At 34.7% G+C, this 24,546-nt stretch carries 24 protein-coding genes and 1 other annotated feature; of the genes, 20 read left to right on the forward strand and 4 right to left on the reverse strand.

All coding sequences use genetic code 11. The features are described 5' to 3' along the window. Window positions 1-19 precede the first annotated feature (19 nt). Window positions 20-216: a binding site (T-box leader), on the forward strand. Between the two features lie 78 nt (window positions 217-294). The 16 genes from tyrS to RWL86_RS01140 all read left to right on the forward strand — a co-directional run bounded on the left by tyrS (window position 295) and on the right by RWL86_RS01140 (window position 15,388). Then, complete coding sequence (tyrS, locus tag RWL86_RS01065; RefSeq protein WP_314076763.1) at window positions 295-1,560, forward strand: tyrosine--tRNA ligase; 1,266 nt, start codon at window positions 295-297, stop codon at window positions 1,558-1,560. A 252-nt stretch (window positions 1,561-1,812) separates the two neighbouring features. After that, complete coding sequence (locus RWL86_RS01070; RefSeq protein ID WP_314076764.1) at window positions 1,813-3,072, forward strand: CHAP domain-containing protein; 1,260 nt, start codon at window positions 1,813-1,815, stop codon at window positions 3,070-3,072. Window positions 3,073-3,327: 255 nt separating this feature from the next. Beyond that, window positions 3,328-4,539 (forward strand): tRNA epoxyqueuosine(34) reductase QueG, encoded by a 1,212-nt coding sequence (gene queG / locus RWL86_RS01075; protein WP_314076813.1) that lies wholly within the window; start codon window positions 3,328-3,330, stop codon window positions 4,537-4,539. Next, window positions 4,529-5,038: a tRNA (uridine(34)/cytosine(34)/5-carboxymethylaminomethyluridine(34)-2'-O)-methyltransferase TrmL gene (gene trmL, locus RWL86_RS01080; protein ID WP_006703219.1), complete on the forward strand. Its 510-nt coding sequence runs from the start codon at window positions 4,529-4,531 to the stop codon at window positions 5,036-5,038. Before queG ends, trmL begins: the two co-directional genes overlap by 11 nt. Window positions 5,039-5,050: 12 nt before the next feature. Further along, window positions 5,051-5,233 carry a hypothetical protein gene (locus tag RWL86_RS01085; RefSeq protein WP_314076765.1) on the forward strand — a complete coding sequence of 61 codons (183 nt, stop codon included), beginning with the start codon at window positions 5,051-5,053 and terminating at the stop codon, window positions 5,231-5,233. A 391-nt stretch (window positions 5,234-5,624) separates the two neighbouring features. Then, the gene (locus RWL86_RS01090; RefSeq protein ID WP_314076766.1) at window positions 5,625-7,295 is read left to right on the forward strand and encodes an alpha-glucosidase; all 1,671 of its coding nucleotides are present in this window, start codon (window positions 5,625-5,627) and stop codon (window positions 7,293-7,295) included. A 218-nt stretch (window positions 7,296-7,513) separates the two neighbouring features. Further along, entirely contained in the window at window positions 7,514-7,993 is a 480-nt protein-coding gene (locus RWL86_RS01095; protein ID WP_314076767.1) for a hypothetical protein, read from the forward strand. 51 nt (window positions 7,994-8,044) lie between these two features. Continuing rightward, window positions 8,045-8,521, forward strand: coding sequence for a hypothetical protein (locus RWL86_RS01100; RefSeq protein ID WP_314076768.1), 477 nt, complete (start codon window positions 8,045-8,047; stop codon window positions 8,519-8,521). A gap of 12 nt (window positions 8,522-8,533) precedes the next feature. Continuing rightward, on the forward strand, window positions 8,534-9,745 hold the full coding sequence (locus RWL86_RS01105) for a biotin/lipoyl-binding protein (protein WP_314076769.1): 1,212 nt from the start codon (window positions 8,534-8,536) through the stop codon (window positions 9,743-9,745). Next, complete coding sequence (locus RWL86_RS01110) at window positions 9,738-10,430, forward strand: ABC transporter ATP-binding protein (protein ID WP_314076770.1); 693 nt, start codon at window positions 9,738-9,740, stop codon at window positions 10,428-10,430. The genes RWL86_RS01105 and RWL86_RS01110 overlap by 8 nt, the downstream gene beginning before the upstream one ends. Further along, window positions 10,420-11,643, forward strand: a complete 1,224-nt coding sequence (locus RWL86_RS01115; RefSeq protein WP_314076771.1) for an ABC transporter permease — start codon at window positions 10,420-10,422, stop codon at window positions 11,641-11,643. The genes RWL86_RS01110 and RWL86_RS01115 overlap by 11 nt, the downstream gene beginning before the upstream one ends. A 102-nt stretch (window positions 11,644-11,745) precedes the next feature. Continuing rightward, window positions 11,746-12,240, forward strand: coding sequence for a hypothetical protein (locus tag RWL86_RS01120; protein ID WP_314076772.1), 495 nt, complete (start codon window positions 11,746-11,748; stop codon window positions 12,238-12,240). Window positions 12,241-12,268: 28 nt separating this feature from the next. After that, window positions 12,269-12,949: a ribose-5-phosphate isomerase RpiA gene (gene rpiA / locus RWL86_RS01125; RefSeq protein WP_006703229.1), complete on the forward strand. Its 681-nt coding sequence runs from the start codon at window positions 12,269-12,271 to the stop codon at window positions 12,947-12,949. Between the two features lie 345 nt (window positions 12,950-13,294). Next, window positions 13,295-13,768 carry an S-ribosylhomocysteine lyase gene (locus tag RWL86_RS01130; RefSeq protein WP_006703230.1) on the forward strand — a complete coding sequence of 158 codons (474 nt, stop codon included), beginning with the start codon at window positions 13,295-13,297 and terminating at the stop codon, window positions 13,766-13,768. Between the two features lie 48 nt (window positions 13,769-13,816). After that, a complete protein-coding gene (locus RWL86_RS01135) occupies window positions 13,817-14,692 on the forward strand; it encodes a MetQ/NlpA family ABC transporter substrate-binding protein (RefSeq protein WP_314076773.1) in 876 nt (291 codons plus the stop codon). Between the two features lie 3 nt (window positions 14,693-14,695). Further along, window positions 14,696-15,388 (forward strand): 5'-methylthioadenosine/adenosylhomocysteine nucleosidase, encoded by a 693-nt coding sequence (locus tag RWL86_RS01140; RefSeq protein ID WP_314076774.1) that lies wholly within the window; start codon window positions 14,696-14,698, stop codon window positions 15,386-15,388. A gap of 49 nt (window positions 15,389-15,437) precedes the next feature. On the opposite strand, the gene RWL86_RS01145 is transcribed toward RWL86_RS01140, so the two are convergent. The 4 genes from RWL86_RS01145 to pfkB form a co-directional block, all read right to left on the reverse strand. After that, entirely contained in the window at window positions 15,438-16,595 is a 1,158-nt protein-coding gene (locus RWL86_RS01145; RefSeq protein WP_314076775.1) for an aminotransferase class I/II-fold pyridoxal phosphate-dependent enzyme, read from the reverse strand. Window positions 16,596-16,817: 222 nt separating this feature from the next. Then, window positions 16,818-17,264, reverse strand: coding sequence for a fructose PTS transporter subunit IIA (locus RWL86_RS01150; RefSeq protein WP_314076776.1), 447 nt, complete (start codon window positions 17,262-17,264; stop codon window positions 16,818-16,820). 64 nt (window positions 17,265-17,328) lie between these two features. Next, complete coding sequence (locus RWL86_RS01155) at window positions 17,329-18,726, reverse strand: PTS fructose transporter subunit IIBC (RefSeq protein ID WP_314076777.1); 1,398 nt, start codon at window positions 18,724-18,726, stop codon at window positions 17,329-17,331. Between the two features lie 27 nt (window positions 18,727-18,753). Further along, window positions 18,754-19,671: a 1-phosphofructokinase gene (gene pfkB, locus RWL86_RS01160; protein WP_314076778.1), complete on the reverse strand. Its 918-nt coding sequence runs from the start codon at window positions 19,669-19,671 to the stop codon at window positions 18,754-18,756. Between the two features lie 113 nt (window positions 19,672-19,784). Here pfkB and RWL86_RS01165 point away from each other — a divergent pair, with 113 nt between their 5' ends. From RWL86_RS01165 to mnmG, 4 genes are all read left to right on the forward strand, one after another. Further along, window positions 19,785-20,576: a MurR/RpiR family transcriptional regulator gene (locus RWL86_RS01165; protein WP_314076779.1), complete on the forward strand. Its 792-nt coding sequence runs from the start codon at window positions 19,785-19,787 to the stop codon at window positions 20,574-20,576. A gap of 147 nt (window positions 20,577-20,723) precedes the next feature. Continuing rightward, window positions 20,724-22,112, forward strand: coding sequence for a tRNA uridine-5-carboxymethylaminomethyl(34) synthesis GTPase MnmE (mnmE, locus tag RWL86_RS01170; protein ID WP_314076780.1), 1,389 nt, complete (start codon window positions 20,724-20,726; stop codon window positions 22,110-22,112). Window positions 22,113-22,145: 33 nt separating this feature from the next. Beyond that, on the forward strand, window positions 22,146-22,625 hold the full coding sequence (locus tag RWL86_RS01175) for an 8-oxo-dGTP diphosphatase (RefSeq protein ID WP_314076781.1): 480 nt from the start codon (window positions 22,146-22,148) through the stop codon (window positions 22,623-22,625). Window positions 22,626-22,640: 15 nt separating this feature from the next. Beyond that, window positions 22,641-24,539 carry a tRNA uridine-5-carboxymethylaminomethyl(34) synthesis enzyme MnmG gene (mnmG, locus tag RWL86_RS01180; RefSeq protein ID WP_314076783.1) on the forward strand — a complete coding sequence of 633 codons (1,899 nt, stop codon included), beginning with the start codon at window positions 22,641-22,643 and terminating at the stop codon, window positions 24,537-24,539. The last annotated feature ends 7 nt before the right edge of the window (window positions 24,540-24,546 follow it).

Genomic DNA, 24,546 nt, shown 5'->3' on the forward strand with positions numbered 1-24,546 from the left:
ATACTGATAACAAATTAAATCGAGAGCAATGATCAAGCGCAGTAGAGACTAGCATCGGAGCAAAAAGAGAATTGTCGGTAGGTGCAAGACAATCCAACCTAGAATCGAAGTACACTTGAGAGCAAACTGTGGCAAACAGCGTCTATCCGCGATAAGGATTTGAGAGGTAGTTTTTAACTACAAAATGGGTGGTAACACGGCAAAGTCGTCCCTAATAGCTTTTGGGCTATTAGGGACTTTTTTATTTGCTAGAAAACTGTGTAAGAAAATTGCAACATTATAAGGAGGATTTGTATGAATATTATTGATGATTTAATGTGGCGTGGAGCCATTAATCAAATGACAGATGAAGAAGGTTTGCGTCAATTAACGCAAGAAAAGGCAGTCTCATTATACTGTGGTGTGGATCCAACAGGAGATAGTATGCATATTGGGCATTTAATTCCATTTATGATTTTACGTCGTTTCCAATTAGCAGGTCACCGTCCAGTTATTGTTATTGGAGGAGCAACAGGTTCTATTGGAGATCCAAGTGGACGTACAAGTGAACGTGTTCTACAAACAAAAGAACAAGTACAACATAATGTTGAAAAATTAACAGCTCAAATGAAACGTTTATTCTTAACTAGTCAAGAAGACCAAGAAGCAGTTCGTTTAGTAAATAACTATGATTGGACTAAAGAATTATCATTATTAGACTTCTTACGTGATTATGGAAAACATTTCAACTTAAATACAATGTTAGCAAAAGATGTTGTCGCAAGTCGTTTAGAAGTAGGGATTTCATTTACAGAGTTTTCTTACCAAATTTTACAATCCATCGACTTTTTACAATTGTTCCGTAAAGAAGATGTTCAATTGCAAATTGGTGGAGCTGATCAATGGGGAAATATTACAGCAGGTTTAGAATTAATTCGTAAAGTGGAAGGAGCAGAAGCTCGTGCTTATGGATTAACAATTCCATTGATGTTGAAATCTGATGGTACTAAATTCGGAAAATCAGCTGGTGGGGCAGTATGGTTAGACCCAGAAAAAACAACTCCATATGAATTCTACCAATTTTGGTTAAACCAAGATGACCGTGATGTGATTAAATATATTAAATACTTTACATTCTTAGAAAAAGAAGAAATTGAGGCATTAGAAGTTTCTGTACAAGAAGAACCACATAAACGTCAAGCACAAAAACGCTTAGCAGAAGAAGTAACACGTTTTGTTCACGGTGAAGCAGCATTACAAGATGCATTGAAAATTACAAATGCTTTATTCACTGGAGATGTTCAACAATTAAATGCGGATGAAATTGAACAAGGCTTCAAAAATATGCCAACATTTGAAAGTGAAAAAGTAGAACAAAATTTAGCAACATGGTTAGTAGATTTAGGAATTGAGCCAAGCCGTCGTCAATCTCGTGAGGACATTCAAAATGGAGCAATTTCAATTAATGGAGAAAAAATTACAGATTTAGAGCATGTATGGACTCCAGAACAATCCTTTGAAGGACGTTTTGTATTAGTCCGTCGTGGTAAGAAAAAATATTTCTTAGTCAAATTAAAATAATGATGTAGAAAAGGTTAGAGGAATCTAGCCTTTTTTATAGAATTGTCATAAAAAATATGACAAATAAGGATGCTAAAGAAGCAATTATATCAGCTTTAAAACGAAATGTTACAGTTTTGTTACAATGAAGATACAATTCTGCGAAATTTAACATAAGACTTTAGTCGTATGGTATGATGATACCAGTCAAGATTATAAGCACTTTCATATAGTGCCATGTATATAAATAAGAAATCGTTTGGAGGGAATCATTTGAACAAGAGGTTATTAACATTCGTAGTAACAGGGACAGCGTTAGCCTTAGGGGCATTAGCACCATCAGTAAACGCTCAAGATATTGATTCGCAAATTAGCTCAGCAAATTCTCAAATTCAAAATTTAAATAATCAAAAACAAGCGGTAGCAAGTCAAGTTGACCAATTATCTCAAGATTTATCAAATGTACAATCAAGAATTAACTCAGTACAAGCAGAACAAGAAACTGCTAAAGCAAACTTAGAAGTGCTTAAAGCAGAAATTTCAAAACTTGAAACATTAATCGCAGAACGTAATGAACGATTAAAAGATCAAGCTCGTGCGGTACAAGTAAATGGAGCACGTTCTTACTTAGACTTCTTACTAAATGCAGATTCTATTACTGATGTAGTGAATCGTATTGGGGTAATTGTTGACTTAGTAGGTGCAAACCGTCAATTAATGCAAGAACAAGCTCGTGATAAAGAGCAAGTTGAAACAAAAGAACAAGCTCAAAAAGCAAATTTAGCTCAACAAGAAGCTAACGAAGCACAATTACAAAACTTACAATCTGAGTTAAGTGCAACATTTAATAAACATAAAGCAACTTTAGCAAATCTTTCAAACGAAGAATTAGAAGCAATTGCAGCGCGTGATGGCTTAGTTCAAGAAAAAGAAAGATTAGCAGCAGAAAAAGCTCGTGCGGATGCTGAAAAAGCAGCAGCACAAAAAGCAGCAGAAGCTGCTAAAGAAGCAATGTTAAAAGCGACAGAAGAATCAGTTGCACAAGCAGCGGCTACTCCTGCAGCAGCAACAGTATCAACTCCAGCTACAATTGCAGCTAAAAGTGCAACACCAGCTAAAGCCGCAAATATCGTGGTAGGTGGCTCATTTGCAGCTCCAGACCCATCATTTGTAGCAGCTTTAAACGGTGGTTACTTCGGACAATGTACTTACTATATGTATAACCGTTTTGCTCAATTAGGTTCTCCAATTAGAACTACAGGATTAGGAAATGCAGCTGAATGGCCAGCAAACGCTGCAGCAGCAGGTTACGGAGTTTCTTCAACTCCTCGTGCAGGTACAGCAATTGTATTCCAACGCGGTGTAGGTGGAGCAGACCCTGTATATGGTCACGTTGGATTCGTTGAACGTGTAAATGCTGACGGTTCATTATTCATCTCTGAAATGAACGTACAAGGTGTAAATGTTATTTCAACACGTACAATCCCAGCAGGCGTTGCAGCTCAAGCAACATATATTAACTTTGGATTATAATATGAATGAAGAATGGATTCCGTTAAGGAATTCATTCTTTTTTTTGTAAAAAATGTTGATTTTTTTATAAAAAAAAGTTAAGATAAATTTATCGCTTTATTTAGTAAGTATTTGCTAAATAATCGACTCTCTAGACTAACGTTAACTTTCGCCGTGATTGACACCGAAGGCTAGCGTTTTTTTTTTTATCGTTTTTTTGGTGGAAATGAGTTACAATAAGAAAAGTAATCAATGAAAGTGAAAGGAAGTGAATCGATGGATACAGCTCTTTTAAAAGAAAAAATTCAAAAGAAAAGTAAGGAACTTGGTATCGATAAAATCGGATTTGCTTCTGCAGCACCATTTGATCATTTAGCTCAAGGAATGCAAGAATCTAAAGAGTTAGGACATACAACAGGATTTGAACATCCGATTTTAGAAGAGAGAATTTACCCAGAGAAGATTTTTGATTCTCCTAAGACGATTATTTCAATTGCCCTTGCATATCCTACTTTACCAAGTCAGAAACCTGAACGTGTAAAAGGTGAGCGACGTGGAGCTTTTGCGAGAGCTTCTTGGGGAGAAGATTACCATTTTATTTTATCTAGAAGAATGGAAGCTTTAATTGAATATATTAAAAGTGAAGTGAATCAAGAAGATGTTGCGTTTAAACCAATGGTGGATACAGGAGAACTAATCGATGTTCGTGTTGCTGAACGTGCGGGGATAGGTTTTGTAGGAAAAAATGGTTTATTAGTGACAAAGGAATTTGGTTCCTATGTTTATTTGGGCGAATTAATTACGAATATTGAATTTCCAGTCGATGCTCCTGTTGATTATGGGTGTGGAGATTGTACACGTTGCGTAGATTTTTGTCCGACGAATGCCTTATTAGGAAATGGTAAAATGAATGCCCAACGTTGTTTATCGTATCAAACACAAACGAAAGGCTTTATGCCGAAGGAATATCGTAAAAAAATGGGGCATGTTATTTATGGTTGCGATATTTGCCAGCAAGTTTGTCCGTATAATAAAGGAAAAGATTTTCATTTACATCCTGAAATGGAACCGTCTGTGGAAGAAACACATCCATTGTTAAAACCATTAGTGACGATTTCGAATAAGGAGTTCAAAGAACGTTTTGGAAAGATGGCTGGTTCATGGCGAGGGAAGAAGCCGCTACAGAGAAATGCTATTATTGCGCTAGCGAATTACCGTGATAAAACAGCTGTTCCGCTATTGTTGAAAGTGATGAAGGAAGATATGCGCCCTGTCATGAAAGGAACGGCAGCTTGGGCTGTGAGTGAGATTATTTCTGAATCGAGTGAAGAACTAATTCATTATTTTACAGAAATGTTAGAAAAAGCTCGAAAAGTTGAAGCGACAACGAAGGAAGAAACAGAGTTAGTGACTGAATTAGAAGAAGCGATTCAAACATTGCACGAAAAACTACCAAAAAATCCTGAGGAGGGATCTTATGACAATTAATCATATTGTATTATTTGAACCACAAATTCCAGCGAATACTGGAAATATTGCGCGTACTTGTGCGGCTACGAATTCACCGCTACATTTAGTGGGGCAATTAGGGTTTTCAACAGATGATAAGCATTTAAAACGTGCGGGTCTAGATTATTGGAATGATGTGGATATTACGTATCATGATTCCCTAGAAGCATTTATGGAATATTTAGGTAATCGTCCTATTTATTTAATTACAAAATTTGCGAATCATACTTATGATGAAGTTGATTTGGCAAAGGATGAAGAGCAATTTTTCATTTTTGGAAAAGAAACAACAGGATTACCAGAAGAATTTATGCGTGAACATGAAGAAAGCTGTTTAAGATTACCGATGAATGATACTCATGTTCGTTCCTTAAACTTATCGAATACAGCAGCAATTGTTGTTTATGAAGCGTTAAGACAGCAGCAGTTTAAAGGCTTAGAATTAGTTCATACCTATGAACACGATAAATTGAAATAAGGAGACAGGCAGATGAAGAACATTCCTTTGTATTTATGGAATACTATTATTTATGCATTATGTACTCTTTCGTTTGCTTTACTAGCAGTGGTGGATAATAAATGGTATGCATTAGTCGCTACATTGTTTGGAATTTCTAGTGCTTTTAATGCGTATCGATATGTTAAAGGCAAACAGAAAAAAGGAAATGAATGAGAGAGGTTTTAGGATGAAAAATTTAATCTACGCAATTATAACGGGAGTTATTGGAGTTGTACTGATTGCTTTAACAATTCTATATAGGAAGTCGCTTGTTGTTTTAGGAATTGTTTTTCTAGGTCGCAGTGTAGACTACGCTTATAAATATTATCAGTATCGAAAAAATCAACAATGGATTAACTAGTAGTGATTAAGCAGTGGTTAATAATAAATGGTATGCATTAGTCGCTGCATTGTTTGGGATTTCTAGTGCTTTTAATGCGTATCGATATGTTAAAGATAAATACAAAAAAGGGTTCTATAAATGATAGAACCTTTTTTTGTTGCTTGACAGTGTGAGGGAATTGTATCAGAATAAAGTCATTAACGATTGTGAAGGAGGCTACCAATGATGGAAAAAGATTGGTGGAAAGGCAAAGTAGCTTATCAAATTTATCCAAAAAGTTTTAATGATAGTAATGGAGATGGAATTGGAGATTTAAAAGGAATTACCGAAAAGCTCGATTACTTACAAAGTTTGGGAATTGATATTTTATGGTTGTCTCCTGTATATAAGAGTCCGTTTGTTGACCAAGGATATGATATTGCAGATTATTATGCGATTGATCCACAGTTTGGAACAATGGAAGATATGGAAGAACTAATTGCTGAAGCAAAAAAACGTGGTATTTCAATTATTATGGATTTAGTAGTGAACCACTGTTCTGATCAACATGAATGGTTTCAAAAAGCATTAGCAGATCCAGATGGCCCTTATGCAGATTATTTCTATTTTATTGAAAGTGAAAAAGAACCAAATAACTGGGAAACTTATTTTGGAGGCAGTGTGTGGGATAAAGTGCCTGGAACAAATAAATATTATTTACACTCATTCCATAAAGGGCAACCTGATTTAAATTGGCAAAATCCTGTCGTACGTGAAGAAATTTATACGATGATTAATTGGTGGTTAGAAAAAGGAATCGGAGGATTCCGTATTGATGCCATTATTAATATTAAAAAAGATTTAGAATGGCGTTCATTGCCATCTGAACAAGAAAATGGGCTTGTTCCTGTTCGTTATTCATTAGCAAATGCGCAGCCAATTGAACCATTTTTACAAGAAATGAAGGAAAAAACATTTGAGCGCTATCATGCTTTTACAGTAGGAGAAGTATTTAATGAAACCGATGAAGAATTACATTTCTTTATTGGCGAAGAGGGAGTGTTCTCGTCTATTTTTGATTTCAAACAAACGATTTTAGGACAAAAAGGAAATGGTTGGTATAGTCATGAATTACCAACAGCAGAAGAATTAAAAGATAGTATTTTCAAGGCGCATCGTCGTGCGGATTCCATTGGTGTATTATCAACTATTATTGAAAACCATGATGAGCCACGTGGAGTTTCTCATTATATTCCTGAAGGTGAAGTGACAGAAATTAGTAAAAAAGCTCTTGCCACAGTGCAAATGCTTCGTAAAGGAATTCCATTTATTTATCAAGGACAAGAGATTGGGATGGAAAATCAAATTTTCGAATCGATTGATGAATTTGATGATATTAATACATTAAATGAATATCATGTTGCTAAAGAGGCAGGGCTAACGGATGAAGAAGCGTTGAAGGCTATTTCAAAATATAGTCGTGATAATGCTCGTACTCCAATGCAATGGAATAGTGAAGAGAAGTTAGGATTTACAACTGGAAAAGCTTGGCTTGTTTCAAAACAGCCGCAAAGAGAGATTAATGTAGAGGAACAAGAAAATAACCCACAATCTATCTTGAACTATTATAGAGCGCTAACTGCTTTATATCGTGATGAAGTTTATGGATTAACCATTCGTGAAGGGGAATTTATTCCTGTTTTAGAAGAAGTGAAAAACATGATTGCTTATGAGCGACGTGGGGAAAAACGTGTGCTTGTATTAGTTAATTATCAAGCAGAACCTCAAACAGTAACTTTGTCAACGCCTGTAAGAAAAGTATTGCTAGCCAATATTCCAGCACAAATGAATGGACAAGGAGATCAACTTTCTCTTGCTGGCTATCAAGCGCTTGTCTGTGAATTAGAAGATTAATAGAGTGAAGAAAACGTTCTTTTTGAAAGAGCGTTTTTAATTATTCTTAAGAATGATTAAATAAGAAATATTCCTATATGAAAACGGGAACAACGGGTGTATAATAAGCGTAATAAAAAATAAAGAAACGTATTGACAAAAAAGGATGCTAGGTATATAGTTAGCTAAAAGAGTAACTAACCTATTCTTTTTTAAAAAGTTTTGAGGAGGAATGTATCATGGATACACAAAAAGTTGAACAATATGCAGGAGTTGTAAGAAAAGTTTCTACGGGGTTAAAAGTTTGGAATATTATTGGAATTGTTGGGAATGGTTTTGCAACAGCAGGACTAGTATTTCTATTATTGCCAAATACTCAAGAAGAATTAGCAAAATTAAATAATCCAGCCTTTAATACGGAAACGATTGGTTTGAGTGGAGCGATTGTTGGAATCTTTTTATTACTATGTATTTTTTCAACGATTTTATATCATAAGATTGGAAAGAGTGCGAAACAACAACAATTACCAGATAAAAATTTATTAAACTTTGCGATTGGAATTCATGCATTTTCAATTGTAATTCAAATTGTAAGTCAATTTATTAGTCCGTCAGGATTTGATTTCACTGCTTATATTGTTCCAGCCATTATTGCCGGATTACTAGCATGGTTATATGTGACATACCAAAAATGGGCACAAGAAGTAGCAAAAAAATAAAAATGATGTGATGTTTAGAAGTTTGAAAACAACTGTTAGGAGGAATGGATCATGGATACACAAAAAGTTGAAAAATATGCCGGAGTTGTTAGTAAAATTGCTACCGGATTAAAAGTTTGGAATATTATTGGAATTTTTGCAAACCTCTTTGTATTAATCGGAGTAGCGTCTACATTTGTTCCAAGTGTGCAAGAAGAATTAGCAAAACAGAGTGTAGAACATAATTTTGAAACAGCTGGAGTTGGAGTAGCAATTTTCCTATTATTCTTCTTATTATGTACTTTTGCAACGATTTTATATCACAAAATTGGAAAAAGTGCTAAAACTCAAGCGTTACCAGATAAGAATTTATTCTTTTATGTAATTGGAATTCATGTCTTTTCGATTTTAATGCAAATTGCTAATGATATTTTCAATCATCAAAAATTCAGTGTAACTACTTTTGTTATCCCAGCGATTATTGCTGGATTACTAGCATGGTTATATATGACATACCAAAAATGGGCACAAGAAGTAGTGAAACGTTAAGGAGAATTATCAATGAGTAAAACATTAAAATGGAGCATGATTAGCGTAATGGTATTAGGAGCCGTTATTGTAATCGTATTAGGATTTTTAAAATTACGCTCTCCAGATAAGAAAGAAGAACACCATTATACGATTATGGAATTAACAGAACAGGAGCCTCTAGTATTAGATGGAAATATTGAAACGGCTAAAGAGCAAAGCTATCATGTGGACCCTCAAAAAGGGCAAGTCGCTCAAGTAAAAGTAACAGATGGCCAAGAAGTAGAAGCAGGCGATGTGTTATTTGAATATGATAATGAAACCATTAGTGACGAAGTTGCCGATTTAAATCGACAAGTAAGTCGTCTAGTATCTGAACGTGATCGTCTATATCAAGAATTAGAAACACAAAAAAATCGTAAAGCTCAAGCAAAACAAGAGTTAGAAAAAGAAGTCCCTGCTCAAAATCAACAAGGTGCTACGAATCAAACGACTCATGTAGGAGCTGTGGATACGACTGCCTTTGATCAAGCCATCGAGGGAACTCAAAAAGCAATTCGTGATATGAATAATAATATTGAAGATGTAAACACAAAAATCGAACGTCTTTCTAAAAAAACAAGTTCAAGTGTAACAGCAGATATTGCAGGAACGATTAGTATTAATCCAGAAGGAAAAACAAATGTACAATTAGCCTTCATTAAAATTACAAGTAAAGACAGCGAAGCGAAAACAACTGTTTCTGAATATGATTATGAATCAGTTGAAAAGGGAGCTTCTGTAACAATCTATGTGAAAGCTCAAGATAGAGAGATTAAAGGAACGATTTCATTTGTTTCTACTGATCCGTCAGGAAGTGCTGCTAATCCAGTTCCAGCTTTGCCAACTTCTCCAAGTGCAGCTTCTAGTGGTGGTGGCCATGGTGTTGCTCGTTATGATGTAATTGTAAAACCAGAAATTTCTCTTCCAAATGGATTTACTGTTCAAGTAAAAATCCCTCAAAAAGGATTAGTATTAACAGAACAAGCGATTCAAAAAGATGGAGAACAAGAATATGTTTATTTATATGATAATGGGGTAGCTAAACGTAAAAATATTAAACGTGTGAAAAAAGGATTCCAATGGATTGTTCAAGAAGGATTAAGTATTGGAGATAAAGTGATTGCAAATCCAGATTCAGACATTACAGATGGAGCAGCGGTGTCTTCTACACAATTGGAAGAGTCGGTGAAGTCCCATGATTAAACTAGAACATATTCATAAATATTATAAAGTTGGAGATGAGCAGTTACATGTATTAAATGATGTGACTGTCCGTATTACTCAAGGAGAATTTGTTGGAATAATGGGACCTTCGGGTTCTGGGAAATCTACCCTCATTAATATATTAGGATTTTTAGATTCTAAATATGAAGGAAAATATTCTTTTAATGATGAGTCTGTTTCCAATTTGAGTGATAATCAAATTTCCAAAGTACGCAATTCTACTGTTGGTTTTGTTTTTCAAGATTTTAACTTAATTGAACAAGCAACAGTCGAAGAAAATGTTCGTCTACCTTTATTATATCGTGGATTAACGCCTCGACAAACTCATGCAAAAGTAAAACAAGCTCTTGAAAAAGTAGGTCTAGGAGATAAATTAGAAAAATATCCTCGCCATCTTTCAGGTGGTCAAAAACAAAGAGTGGCAATTGCTCGGGCACTCGTGAATAGTCCAAAATTCATCATTGCTGATGAACCAACAGGAGCATTAGATAGTAAAACTTCTGCGAGTATTATGGATATTTTATATCGTTTAAATCGTGAAGATGGTGTAACGATTGTAATGGTGACGCATGATCCGACATTGACGAAGTATTGTTCTCGAGTTATCCATGTAATTGATGGAGTGATTCATGAACAAAAGGAGGGGATTCCATATGAAATTTAGTGTATTATTAGGATCCGCTCTGCATTCTTTAAAAGGAAATGCTCGTCGTACGATTTTAACGATGTTAGGAATTATTATCGGAATTGCAGCTGTTATTACGATTATGAGTCTGGGGAAAGGATTCCAAAAAATGGCTGTTTCAGGATTAGCTGGTGAAGATAATGGGAAAGTAACTGTACAATTTTTCTATCAACCTGATAATCCACAATCTGTTCGAAAAGTAGAAAAAGCTTTTTCAAAACAAGACCGTATTGGTGTAGAAAGTATTGAAGGAGTTTCGGGAACAGAAATTCCTGAAACAAAGGAACAAAATTATATTTTCGGAGTTTCGATTCCAACAAAGAAATCGACAGAACATATTGTACTTGGATTAGAAAAATCTGCAACAAAAGAATCTTTGACGGTTGGAGAAAATATTTCCCAAGTAGATATTGATGCGAATAAAAAAGTAGCGATTATCGATGAAGAGTTAGCAAAATTGTTATTTTCTAGTCCAAAACAAGCACTAGGATATGGGGTAACGATTGATGGAGAAGTGTATTATATTAAAGGCGTGAAGCCAACTAGTAAAGTTGATGCGCTGCAAGCCATTTTTACTGGTGCAGATCCTTATAAAGCCGTCCATATTCCAGCTACCACTCATCAACATTATCATAAAAAAGAAGAAAACGTGAATGGACTAAAAGTGTTTGTTAAACCAGGCTATGTCGCAAAAGATGTAGCTAAAAAGGTAGAGACTCATTTAAATGAAGTGGGTTCAAAACATACTTCAGGGAAGTATACTTTTATTGACGTAGCAGCTCAAATGGATATTATTGGAAAAGTGTTAGATGGCTTAACTTATTTTGTTTCAGCAGTAGCCGGAATTTCTTTATTCATTGCAGGTGTAGGCGTGATGAATATGATGTATATTTCAGTATCTGAACGAACAAAAGAAATTGGGATTCGTCGTGCAATGGGAGCTACTAAAGGTTCGATTCAATTACAATTTTTATTAGAAGGAATTATGATTACATCGATTGGTGGAATAATCGGATATGTAACAGGAGTGTTGCTTGCGATGCTGATTTCGAATTTCCTACCATTTAAAATTTATACCGACTGGACAGCAGTAGCTTTAACAGTTGGAGTATCTGTCTTTATTGGAATTGTATTTAGCGTATTTCCTGCTAAATCAGCTGCGAATAAAGATGTCATTGAAATATTACGTTAAAAGGTTGGAGAAACTCCAGCCTTTTTTCTTTGAAATGATTGAAACATGAAAGAGAAACTTGTACTATAGATATGGCAATAAAATGAAGAAAGAGGTGAGCACATGAAGATTTCAGAAGGGGATTTTATATTTGAATTAAAATTTTTAGCTATCCATCCTCAAACTCACAATATTCAAACAGATGTTTTTTTACAAGTTTCTCAACAGGAAGAAGCTTATCAAGAAGTGATAGACTTATTATCTGTAGCACAATTGGAAGAATGTCTGGAAGCGATGAAGAACTTAATAGAAAAAGGAGAAGAGTATTCTTCAGAATTTGAACAATCTAGATTAGCAGTGTTATTAGAACAACTAGAAGACGAGTATGTAATGACATGGGTCATTGCTCCAGAAAATATTTTAACAACGGCTTCTCAAGTCATTGGAATCGACCTAGCACAATTGGATGAAGAAGAAGTCTTTCTTTATCAAGAAGAAGAGGAGAAGGAGCAAACGAAAACGGTTGAAGTGGAATTGAGTTTATCTGCTGAAGAAATGCGACAAATCTATGAACAATTACAAGAAGATTTGAAACGAGTAAAAGAATTTATGCTATAATAAGGATAGTTGAATCATATTGGAGGGTATGCGTGTGAACATGAAAGAGATGGTCGGCAAACAGGCCGCAACTTATATTGAATCAGGTATGACAGTAGGTCTAGGAACAGGTTCTACAGCTTATTATTTTGTAGAAGAAATTGGTAGACGTGTGAAAGAAGAAGGTTTAGACATTATTGGTGTAACAACTTCAAAACGTACAAAAGAACAAGCTGAAAAGTTAGGAATTCCATTGAAGAGTGTAGACGAAGTAGATTTCATTGATGTAACAGTTGATGGAGCAGATGAAATTGCTCCTGATTTTTCAGGAATTAAAGGAGGCGGTGGAGCCTTACTATTTGAAAAAATTGTTGCAGAACAATCAAAGCGTATTATTTGGATTGTCGATGAATCTAAAATGGTAGATTATTTAGGACGCTTCCCACTTCCGGTAGAAGTGATTCCGTATGGTTCAGAACAATTATTCAAAAAATTTGAAGCAAAAGGCTATCGTCCAAAATTCCGAGTATTAGAAAACGGAGAACGTTATTTAACAGATAGTCAAAATTATATTATTGACTTAGACGTATTCCCGATTAAAGATCCTGTGACATTCGGAGCAGAATTAAAAGCTCTAACAGGAGTAGTGGAACAAGGCTTATTTACAAATATGACAGAAACAGTTTTAATTGGAACACCGGATGGTGTCAAAGTGCAAACTTTAGGATAATAGAGAGAATAGGCCTGGGATTTGTCCCAGGCTTTTTTGTGTTTATTTAAAGGAGGGTTAATATATAAGTGTCGGTAAGGTAAGAGGAAAAACCATTTTTTATGTTCAGTATCATTCACAAACAACTAATATAGCTGAATTATATAGATTCAATGCAGGTATAACTAAAAAGAATAACAAACTATATTTATTTAGTATAAGAGAAAAGTCGTTTTTTCGTTGATATTTCAAGGTTTCTTTTGTATCATTTCGATATAACTTAATTAAAATGATTTGAAAAGAATGAAAGCAATACTTTCTATTGAAAGTATGATTCTTTTTTCATCATGACAGGGGGAATTCAATATGGCTGAAGTAGAAAGCTTTACATTAGATCACAATAAGGTGATTGCACCTTACGTGAGATTAATTTCAAACGAATACGGGAAAAAAGGAGATGTCATTTCGAATTTTGATATTCGCTTTTTACAACCAAATAAACAAGAAATGCCGACCGGAGTGATTCATACATTTGAACACTTGTTGGCAGATTTACTCCGTGATCGTATCGATGGGATTATCGATATTTCACCATTTGGTTGTCGTACAGGATTCCACTTAATTTTATGGGAAGAACGTTCCGCAGAAGATATTGCTCGTGCATTAAAATCAACATTAGAACAAATTGTTGAAAAGATTCAATTTGAGGATATTCAAGGTATTTCTGCTGTTCAATGCGGGAATTACCGTGATCACTCTTTATTTGGAGCAAAAGAATATGCTAAACAAGTATTAGAGCAAGGAATCAGTATTGATCCATTTGAACGTAAAGTGATTTAATGTCATTTATTCAATAATTAGTAAATATCTAAACGGAGGGATTTCCTTATGAACTTAAAAACTATTACAAAATCTTTATTGGCACTTTCAGCAGTTGTAGCATTAGCTGCTTGCAGCAATCAAACTACATCAAACTCAATAACTTCAAATTCAAAATCAGAATTAAAAACAGTAAAAGTTGCTTCTGTTGGTTCTGATGCGGAAATTTGGAGACATATTGCTGAAACAGATCAAGCGAAAAAAGCAGGATTAAAAATTGAAGTTGAAGAACTAAATGGTGGTGTGCCATTAAACCAAGCAGTTGCGGAAGGTTCCGTAGATGCGAATGCCTTTCAATCAATTGGATATTTACAAGGATTTAACGCATCCAATAGTTCTAAACTGACACCGATTGGAACAACTTATATCGAACCTATGGGACTTTATTCTAAAAAAGTAAAATCATTAAATGACCTGCCAAATGGTGCTAAAATTGCAATTCCAGATAATCCTTACAATACAACACGTGCGCTTCGTTTATTAGAAACTGCTGGATTAATTAAATTATCAGCAGATTTCAAAGAAGGTACAGGTACTCCAAGTGATATCGTAGAAAATAAGAAAAACTTTGAATTTTTATTAATTGATGATACTACAAGTATTCGTGTGCTAGATGATGCAGATTTAATTGCTATCGGAAATACGATTGCCCTTGAAGGTGGATTAAATGTATTGAAAGATGCTTTATTCTATGAAAAAGCAGATGAATCTACTATTACAAGTATTAATGTGATTGTTGTGAAGAGTGGAAATGAATCTAATGATGATTATAAGAAATTAGTAGATTTATATCATGATGCAGATGTTCAAAAATTCATTTCAGATAAATTCCAAGGAACAAAAGTAGAAGTGAAGAAACCTATTTCTGAAGTGTGGGGTAAATAATTCATGAAAATAGCGATAGTTGCTGCGATGAAAGAAGAACTTTATCCATTTGAAGAACACTACGCACCAAGAAAAGAAGTGTTTTCAAAAGGTCCGATTCGTATCCTTGAAGTTCATGAGAATCTCTATCTTGTTCAATCTGGTATTGGAAAAGCGAATGCTGCTGCTACAGCAGCTTGGCTTTGTGATAAGGTTCAACCGGAACTGATCATTAATACGGGGACTACGGGGAGTTTTAATGAAGATTTTGCGCTTGCCGATGTCATTGTTTCAACGAAATTTGGATATAGTGATGTGGATGCGACAGGTTTTGATTATGCATGGGGTCAAGTTCCTCAAATGCCAGAATCGTATCCCATAGATAGTGAATTGAATGAAAGAGTTGTTCGCATTTTACAGGCGCGTATTACAGAATTTGGAATTCATAGTGGTTTTATTGCAACGAGTGATTCTTTTATGAGCTCGATTGAAACGGTACAAAATATTCGTGAACATTTACCGGATATTGTAGCAAGTGATATGGAATCAACGCCATTAGCGCAAGTTGCTCATTTCTATGACATTCCTGTATTGAATATTCGTGGTGTAAGTGATCATGTTGGAGGAGAAGCTCCAGATACATTTGAAGCAACTCTTGAACTAGCTTCAAGACATGCATTTGAAGCAGTTTGTACTCTAGTGGAAGAGTTGCAGTAAGATTATGAATATAAAGTAAAAAGGCTGGGGTGAATCCCAGCCTTTTGTATTAAGCTAAATATTTTTCTAATCGAGCAACTACTTCTGTTAAGTTTTCCATTGAAGCAGCGTAGCTGAAACGAACGTAGCCTTCTCCACCAGGTCCAAATGAAACCCCAGGTATTAATGCTACTTTAGCATTTTGTGCAAGGTCACGAACGAATGCCCATGAGTCTGTTCCGCATTTTGCAGGAATTTTAGCAAATAAATAGAAAGCTCCATCAGGACTTGCTACTTCAAATCCTAAGCGACGTAATTCTTTTGCAAGATAGTCACGACGTTGTTGGTATTCTACTTTCATAATATCGCAGTCACCTTGTCCGTGTAACATTGCAGCTAAAGCACCGTATTGGCTTGAGCTACTTGGAGAAGTAACCATATATTGGTGAGTTTTAACAACTTCTTTAATAAATGGAACAGGTCCAAGAATGTATCCAATTCTCCATCCAGTCATTGCGTGAGATTTAGATAAACCTGTAATCACGATTGTTTGATCTGGTAAGAATGAAGCTAATGATGTATGCGTTCCGCTATATGTTAATTCTGCGTAAACTTCATCACATAATGCCCATAATCCATATTCTTTTAAAACAACACTTAAAGCTTCTAATTGTTCTTTAGAGTACGTTACCCCTGTTGGGTTACTTGGATATACTAATACAACTGCTTTAAAAGTTTTTTCTGGATGAGCTTCGATAGTTGCACGTAATTTTTCTGGAGTTAAAATAAATCCATCTTCACTAGTATCGACTGTAATAAAGTTTCCTTGGTTCACCATTGTAATTGGCATGTATAATGGGAAAACTGGAGTAGGAACAATAACTGTATCTCCAGGATTTAAAATAGCTTGGAAGCTAGCATTAATCGCTTCAGTTGCTCCGATAGTTGTGATGACTTGTTCTGCTGTATAGTTTAAATTGAATTTTTTATTGTAGTACGCTGCAGTTGCTTGACGTAATTCAGGAATCCCAGCATTTGGAGTATAGTGGGAATGATTATCACGAATGGCTTGAATAGCAGCTTCTTTAATATGTTCTGGTGTGTTGAAATTTGGTTCACCTAGTGTTAATTTGATGATTCCAGGAATTTGAGAAACTTCTGCATCAAATTGACGAATATCTGAAACGGCAATTTTTTCAACGACTTGATTGAATGGATGTTCTAACATTTGTTAACCCCCTGTGTTATAGATAGATAAATTGTACCTTTTTTATCAAATATTAGCAATATAGAAACGAAAAAAGTCGAAGAAGAGTAAATAGAATGTAATAGAAAACTTTTAATTCAGTTTATGATTAAAAAATGTGGAATAAGAAAGTAGTTAAATTTCTTATTCCACATTAAAATGTATTTATATGAAGTAGTTTAATTTAAAATAGAATTTCTTAAATTATTGTTTAAGATAATTATTTAAAATAGTTTCAATCTCACGTTCAGAATTTGCTGAGAGTAAAGATTCTTTAATATCAGCTTTCATTAGCATACGTGCAATTGATGCTAATATTTTTAAATGAGTAGTTCCAGCTTCGTTATCTGGAATTAATAAACTAATAATGAAAGAAGTAGGTTTCCCATCCATACTATTCCAATCTAACCCTTTTTCTAAACGAACAATAATGATACTAGGCGTTAATATTTCCTTTGATTTTGTGTGAGGGATTGCAAAACCATCCATCATACCAGTAGTACCTTGCTGTTCTCGTTCAATAAATCCTTTGTAAACAGATTCCTCATTAGTAGCAATACTCAATTCGATTGCTTTTCTTGATAAAAAATGAAAAACCTCATCTTGAGAATTTAATTCTATGTTGAAAAAAATTGCATTTTGATTTATCAATTTAAAATTCCTCCTAACTTTTATTTTTATAGCATAGAATAATATAAAAATATAGGATTGTATATTATTTAGATAAAGGTTTTCTAGTTGCTCCTAAGACAACTCCACCTATAATTGCTCCAGTCGCAATTGCGATTACCCACAATAATGGATGTGTAACTACAGGTAGTACTAAAAATCCCCCGTGAGGTGCAGGAACTTGTACTCCAAATAAATAAGTTAAAATAGCAGCAATTGAAGAACCTAACATCATTGATGGCATTGCACGTAGAGGGTCTTTTGCAACGAAAGGAATAGCCCCTTCAGTAATGTGAGTAGACCCTAAAATGAAATTTACTAAACCTGCATTACGTTCATTGGCATCAAAACGATCTTTGAACAATAAAACTGCTACAGTAGTAATTAATGGAGGTGCAATACAAGCTGCGCTAACACCAGCCATAAACGCAGTGTTTCCTTCTGCTAATAGTACTGTACCTGTTACATATGCAGCTTTATTTACAGGACCTCCCATATCAAATGCACACATACAGCCAATTACTAAACCAAGAAGAACAGGGTTAGAATCTTGGAATCCTTTTAAGAATACCATTAAGTTTTGGTTGATTTCTGCCATAGGACTAACAATAATACTCATAAATAGTCCAGTGATTAATACTCCTAATAACGGATAAAGGAAAATAGCTTTTAATCCGTCTAGTGTTTTTGGTAATTTTTTAAATAATTTTTCTAAAAGTACAACTAAATATCCTGCGAAGAAACCACCAATAATTCCGCCTAGGAATCCAGCACCACCGTTACTAGCCATAAGTCCTGCTACAAAACCACTAACAAGAGCAGGTCTATTACCAATACTTTGTGCAATGTATGCTGCTAAAATTGGTGTCATTAATCCCATTGCTAGTCCACCAATTTCTTTTAATTGAGCAGAAAAAGGATTATAAGTTGCGTGGTTTGGATCAAAAGAATAAATTCCAAATAGTGCAAATGATACAGCAATTAATACTCCACCACCAACGACGAATGGTAACATGTGAGAAACTCCATTCATCAAATGTTTATATATTTCTCGCCCAATCGAGCTACCACTAGAAGTGGTTTGAGTAGATTCAATTTTTTTAATAGGTTCATCAGATGGATATTTTACGATACCTTCTCCACGTAATGCTTGAGCAATTAGTTCATCTGCATTTTTAATTCCTTGCCCTACAGAAACGTCAATAATTTTTTTATTAACAAATCTATGAGCTTGTACATCTTTATCAGCTGCGATAATTACTATTTTTGCGTTTGCGATTTCTTCTTCCGTAAATTCATTTTCTACCCCAATTTGTCCATGTGTTTCAACTTTAATGTTTACTCCAACTTTTTTTGCTGCTTGTTCAAGTGCTTCTTGAGCCATATAGGTGTGCGCAATTCCCGTTGGGCAACCAGTAGCGGCAATAATATCATATTTTGTCATTTTGTTTTCCCCCTTTATTATTACTTATTAGTATAAGCGTTTGATTTGTTTTATCAATATTGGAACATCTGAAAAATCTGTTAATCCAGGTCTAAATGCAGTAGAAGTTCCAGCAGCAACAGCTTTAATTAAAGAATCTTCTTTTGACATCCCTTGCATTTGGCAGCCGACAAAAGTAGCAAGTAATGTATCCCCTGCGCAAGCAGTATTAACAACATTTCCTATTGGAGCGCTGACATGTATAGTTTCTGTTGGTGTAATTAAAATAGCTCCTTTTTCTCCTAATGAAACTAGTACATTTTGTGCACCTTGCTGTAATAATTTATTTCCGTAGTCTTTAATTTGCTCTAAAGATAATTCTTTCAGTCCAAACCAACTAGCTAATTCTTCATCGTTTGGTTTGATAAGATAAGGATGAAATTTTAATAATTCGGGTACGAAATTTGCTGAAGTATCAAGTATTAATTTGAAACCATTTCGTAGAGAGGCTTCGGCAATTTTTTCGTAAGTATTTTTTTCTATTCCTAAAGGATGACTGCCTGAAACGAATAATGTATCTTCAGAAGATAAAGTATCAATAATTGAAAGTAATTGTAACTCTTCTTTCGAAGTGACAGTAGGGCCTTGATTTACTAATTTAAATTCTTCGTTATTAGCTACTACATGAGCAAAAACATTAATTCGTGTAATACCATTTATCGATACAAAATCAGTCTTGATACCAGCTTTATGTAGCTCACTTTCGATAAATTCTCCTGTGAATCCTGCTTTGAATCCTGTTGCGACACTATCGATTCCTAGTTCTTTTAGTATGAAGCTTACATTAACCCCCTTCCCATTAGGCATGTAAACTGCTTCTTCTGTTCTATTTACTTCAGATGCTTTCATTTGGAGTGTTTTGATATACAAATCAATAGCTAAATTCATGGTACACGTATAAATCATATGTTCACCTCCTTTTGTTTTTTTGTTATACTTATTATTACATAAATAACTTTGTAAAAGTTTTCTGAATAGGTATTTATATTAGTAAAACTTTACAGAATGGGAGAGTTATCATGTTTAATATGCAGGGACTTACTAATACTGAAAAATATCTTCTTAAATATATTGAAGAGCATTTAGAATTAATACCGTCAATATCAATTGTTAAGTTAAGTGAAGAAGCTAATGTTTCTACAGCATCAATAGTGCGTACAATGAAAAAGTTAGGTTATGATGGATTTACAAGTTTTAAGTATGATTTGAAAAAACAATATCAATTATCTAATAAGGAATTTCCAACTTTTAATAGTTTAGAAATTGTCGATAAAAAAATTCAAGACGTTGTTGACAAGAATGAGCAAGAAGTAAGAAAAACGATAGAGCAATTGGATAGTAAGACAATAGAAGATGCTATGCAAGCAATCTTTGGTGCAAGAAAAGTGTTTATTTTTTCAAGAGGACTAAGTGAGATGATAGCTAGTGAAATGGAGATTAAATTTCATTTGTTAGAAAGAACTTGTGAGCAATATGTAGATCCAAATATTATTAAAACTATTAGCCATCGACTGAATGAACAAGATTTAGCTATTATTGTTTCTTTAAATGGACATACCGATGAGTTAGTAGAGGCAGCAAAGGTTTGTCATAAAAATGAAGTTCCTATAATTGTTATTACAGCAAATGGAGTAAGCCCACTTGCACAATTAAGTGATATTACTTTTGTAGGATTTAAGTCAGAAGGATCTTATTTTCCGGAGTATGAGGTACGTTCACGCCTTCCTTTGCAAATTATTAGTCGAATTTTGTTAGATGCTTATGCAATTCGTGTTGCGTATAAAAGAGGAAAAACGAAAAAAGTCTACTAATCACTCCTTCTACTAGCACAAGTTCAAAAAGTATTGTATAATATCACTGAAATATAGGTAAGCAGTCAAAGTGCGAGCCACCCTTTTATCGATAAAGGGTGGAGTGTGCACTTTTTTTGTGCAATGAAGCTAAGAAAGGATATCAGTATGCAAACAGAATTTGATACGATTGCTGCGATTTCGACAGCACCTGGTGAAGGGGCTATTGGGATTGTCAGAATTAGTGGAGATTTGGCGATTTCAATCGCAAGTTCGATTTATCAATGTGGAACAAAACAATTAGAAGAACAAAAGACTCATACGATTCATTATGGGCATATTGTCGACCCAAAATCTGGAGAAGTCTATGATGAAGTAATGGTGAGTGTTTTAAGAGCTCCAAAAACATTTACACGAGAAGATATTGTAGAAATTAATTGCCATGGAGGAATTGTGGCGATTAATCGAGTGTTGCAATTAGTGCTACGGATGGGAGCTAGATTAGCGGAGCCTGGAGAATTTACGAAACGTGCCTTTTTAAATGGACGTATCGATTTGTCTCAAGCAGAAGCAGTGATGGATTTAATTCGTGCAAAAACGGATAAATCAATGCAATTAGCGATGCGTCAATTAGATGGTCAATTATCACATTTAATTCAAAATTTACGTCAAGAAATTTTAAATACATTAGCGCAAGTAGAAGTAAATATAGATTATCCAGAATATGATGATGTAGAAGAAATGACTTTGCAATTATTACGAGAAAAGACGCAACAAGTATTGCAAGGAATTCGTACTTTATTAAATACAGCTAGTCAAGGGAAGATTTTGCGAGATGGATTAAAAACAGCTATCGTGGGTCGCCCGAATGTTGGGAAATCTAGTTTATTAAATGTGCTATTAAGAGAAGAAAAGGCAATTGTAACTGATATTGCAGGGACAACAAGGGATACGATTGAAGAATATGTCAATGTACGTGGAGTTCCTTTACAATTAATCGATACAGCAGGAATTCGTGAAACGGATGATGTCGTAGAAAAAATTGGGGTAGAGCGTAGTCGTAAAGCATTAAAAGAAGCAGACTTTGTATTGTTATTATTAAATCAAAGCGAAATATTACAAGAGGAAGATATTCGTTTACTAGAAACTACAAAGGGAATGAAGCGAATTATTTTATTCAATAAAACAGATTTACCTTCAAAACTTTCAACAGAGAACATTGCTCCTTATGCTAAGGAAGAAGAAATTGTCACAACTTCTATGCTAAATAAAGAAGGAATTGATCAATTAGAAGAAAAAATTGCGGGATATTTCTTCCAAGGACAAATGAATGAACGAGATGCGACTTACTTATCGAATACTCGTCATATTGCCTTGTTAGAAAAAGCAGAACAAGCATTAGTCGAAGTGCAAAATGGGATTGAAATGGAAATGCCAGTCGATTTAATTCAAATCGATTTTACAAGAGCATGGGATTTGTTAGGAGAAATTACAGGAGACAGCGTTCAAGATGAGCTTCTAACGCAATTATTTAGCCAATTCTGTTTAGGAAAATAAGAGAAAGCCACTGTTGGAGAAAGGGAGTATTGTATGACAAGATTAGCAACGATTTGTTATATCGATAATGGAAAAGAATTGTTATTACTAAAGCGCAATAAGAAACCTAATGATGTGCATGAAGGCAAATACATCGGAGTAGGTGGTAAAATTGAAGCAGGTGAATCTCCAGAAGAATGTGCCATTCGTGAAATTTTTGAAGAAACAGGTTTGACAGTTCATCAAATGGCTTTAAAAGGGATTATTACTTTTCCTGAATTTACTCCCGAACATGATTGGTACACGTATGTGTTTCTAGTAACGGACTTTTCCGGGGAATTAATCGACTCTCCTGAAGGCACTTTAGAGTGGGTTCCTTATGATCAAGTATTGAAGAAGCCAACTTGGCAAGGCGATTTAATTTTTATGAGTTGGCTATTAGAGAATCGTCCATTTTTCTCAGCTAAATTTATATATGAAAATGGTGAATACATTCGCCATCAAGTGGAATTTTATACAACGAATGAACAATAGAAAGTAGGAGGAAGTATGGTAACAACTTATGAAGCTGGTAACTATGATGTTATCGTAGTAGGTGCGGGTCATGCCGGAAGTGAAGCTGCACTAGCAAGTGCTCGTATGGGTGCTAAAACATTATTATTAACAATGAATTTAGAAATGGTGGCATTTATGCCTTGTAATCCGTCTGTTGGAGGCCCTGCTAAAGGAGTTGTTGTGCGTGAAATTGATGCACTAGGCGGAGAGATGGGAAGAAATATTGATAAAACCTATATTCAAATGCGTATGTTAAATACAGGGAAAGGCCCTGCAGTACGTGCTTTACGTGCGCAAGCAGATAAGCATCTATATGCGCAAGAAATGAAAAAAACAATTGAACAACAAGAAAATCTTGACTTAAAACAAGGAATTGCGGAACGTTTAATTGTAGAAGATGGTGTTTGTAAAGGGGTCGTATCTCATACGGGTGCGATTTATCGTTCAAAAGCAGTCGTTTTAACAGCTGGGACATCTTCTCGTGGTCAAATTATTATTGGAGAATTGAAATATTCTTCTGGGGCTAATAATTCTCAACCTTCGATTAAATTATCAGAGAACTTATTAGAATTAGGATTTGAATTAGCTCGTTTTAAAACAGGAACACCTCCAAGAGTGAAGAGTTCTTCAATTGACTATAGCAAAACAGAAATTCAACCTGGAGATGAAACACCAAACTTATTTAGTTTTACTTCTAAAGATGAAGACTACCGCTATGATCAAATTCCATGTTGGTTAACATATACCAATGAAGGAACTCATGAAAAAATCCGTGAGAACTTGCATCGTGCGCCAATGTTTACAGGAATTGTAGAAGGAGTAGGAGCACGTTACTGTCCATCTATCGAAGATAAAATCGTACGTTTCAGCGACAAACCTCGCCATCAAATTTTCTTAGAACCAGAAGGAGAAAATACGGAAGAAGTTTATATTCAAGGATTATCAACTTCACTACCAGAAGATGTTCAAATTCAAATGATTCATACGGTAGAAGGTTTGGAAAAAGCTGAAATGATGAGAACGGGTTATGCTATTGAGTATGATGTTGTTATTCCTCATCAATTAAAAAATACATTTGAAACAAAAATTGTTGAAAACTTATTTACAGCTGGACAAATGAATGGGACAAGTGGATATGAAGAAGCTGCCGGTCAAGGGCTTTATGCTGGAATTAATGCCGTTCGCAAAATTCGTGGAGAAGAACCATTTATTTTAGGTCGTAGTGATGCGTATATTGGAGTACTAGTAGATGATTTAGTGACAAAAGGAACGACAGAACCGTATCGTCTATTAACTTCTCGTGCGGAATATCGTTTATTATTACGTCATGATAATGCAGATTTACGTTTAACAGAAAAAGGTCGTGAACTAGGCTTAATTTCAGACGAACGTTATGCAGCGTTCCAAGAAAAACAAGCAGCCATTCAAGCGGAAATTAAACGTATCCAATCAATCCGTTTGAAACCAACGGAACAACTTCAAGCGTTTTTAGCAGAAAAAGAATCTGCAGAATTAAAAGACGGCATTTTATTAAGTGATTTATTAAAACGTCCAGAGTTATCTTATGATGACTTAATTGGTTTTGCAGAAGAAGAGGTAGTTGTTTCTCGTGAAGTGAAAGAACAAGTAGAGATTTCTGTGAAATATGAAGGCTATATTGCCAAAGCCATTGAAAAAGTAGAAAAATTAAAACGTATGGAAGCAAAACGTATTCCATCGAATATTGATTATGATGCTATTAATGGACTTGCCACAGAAGCACGTCAACGTTTGAAATTAATTCAACCAGAAACGATTGCGCAAGCAAGCCGTATTAGTGGGGTAAATCCTGCCGATGTATCGATTTTAATGGTGTATATCGAACAAGGAAAAATTGCGAAAGTTCAAGAATAGGAGAATT

It is taken from the genome of uncultured Granulicatella sp. (assembly GCF_963515095.1).
In the GTDB taxonomy this organism is placed as follows: Bacteria; Bacillota; Bacilli; order Lactobacillales; family Aerococcaceae; genus Granulicatella.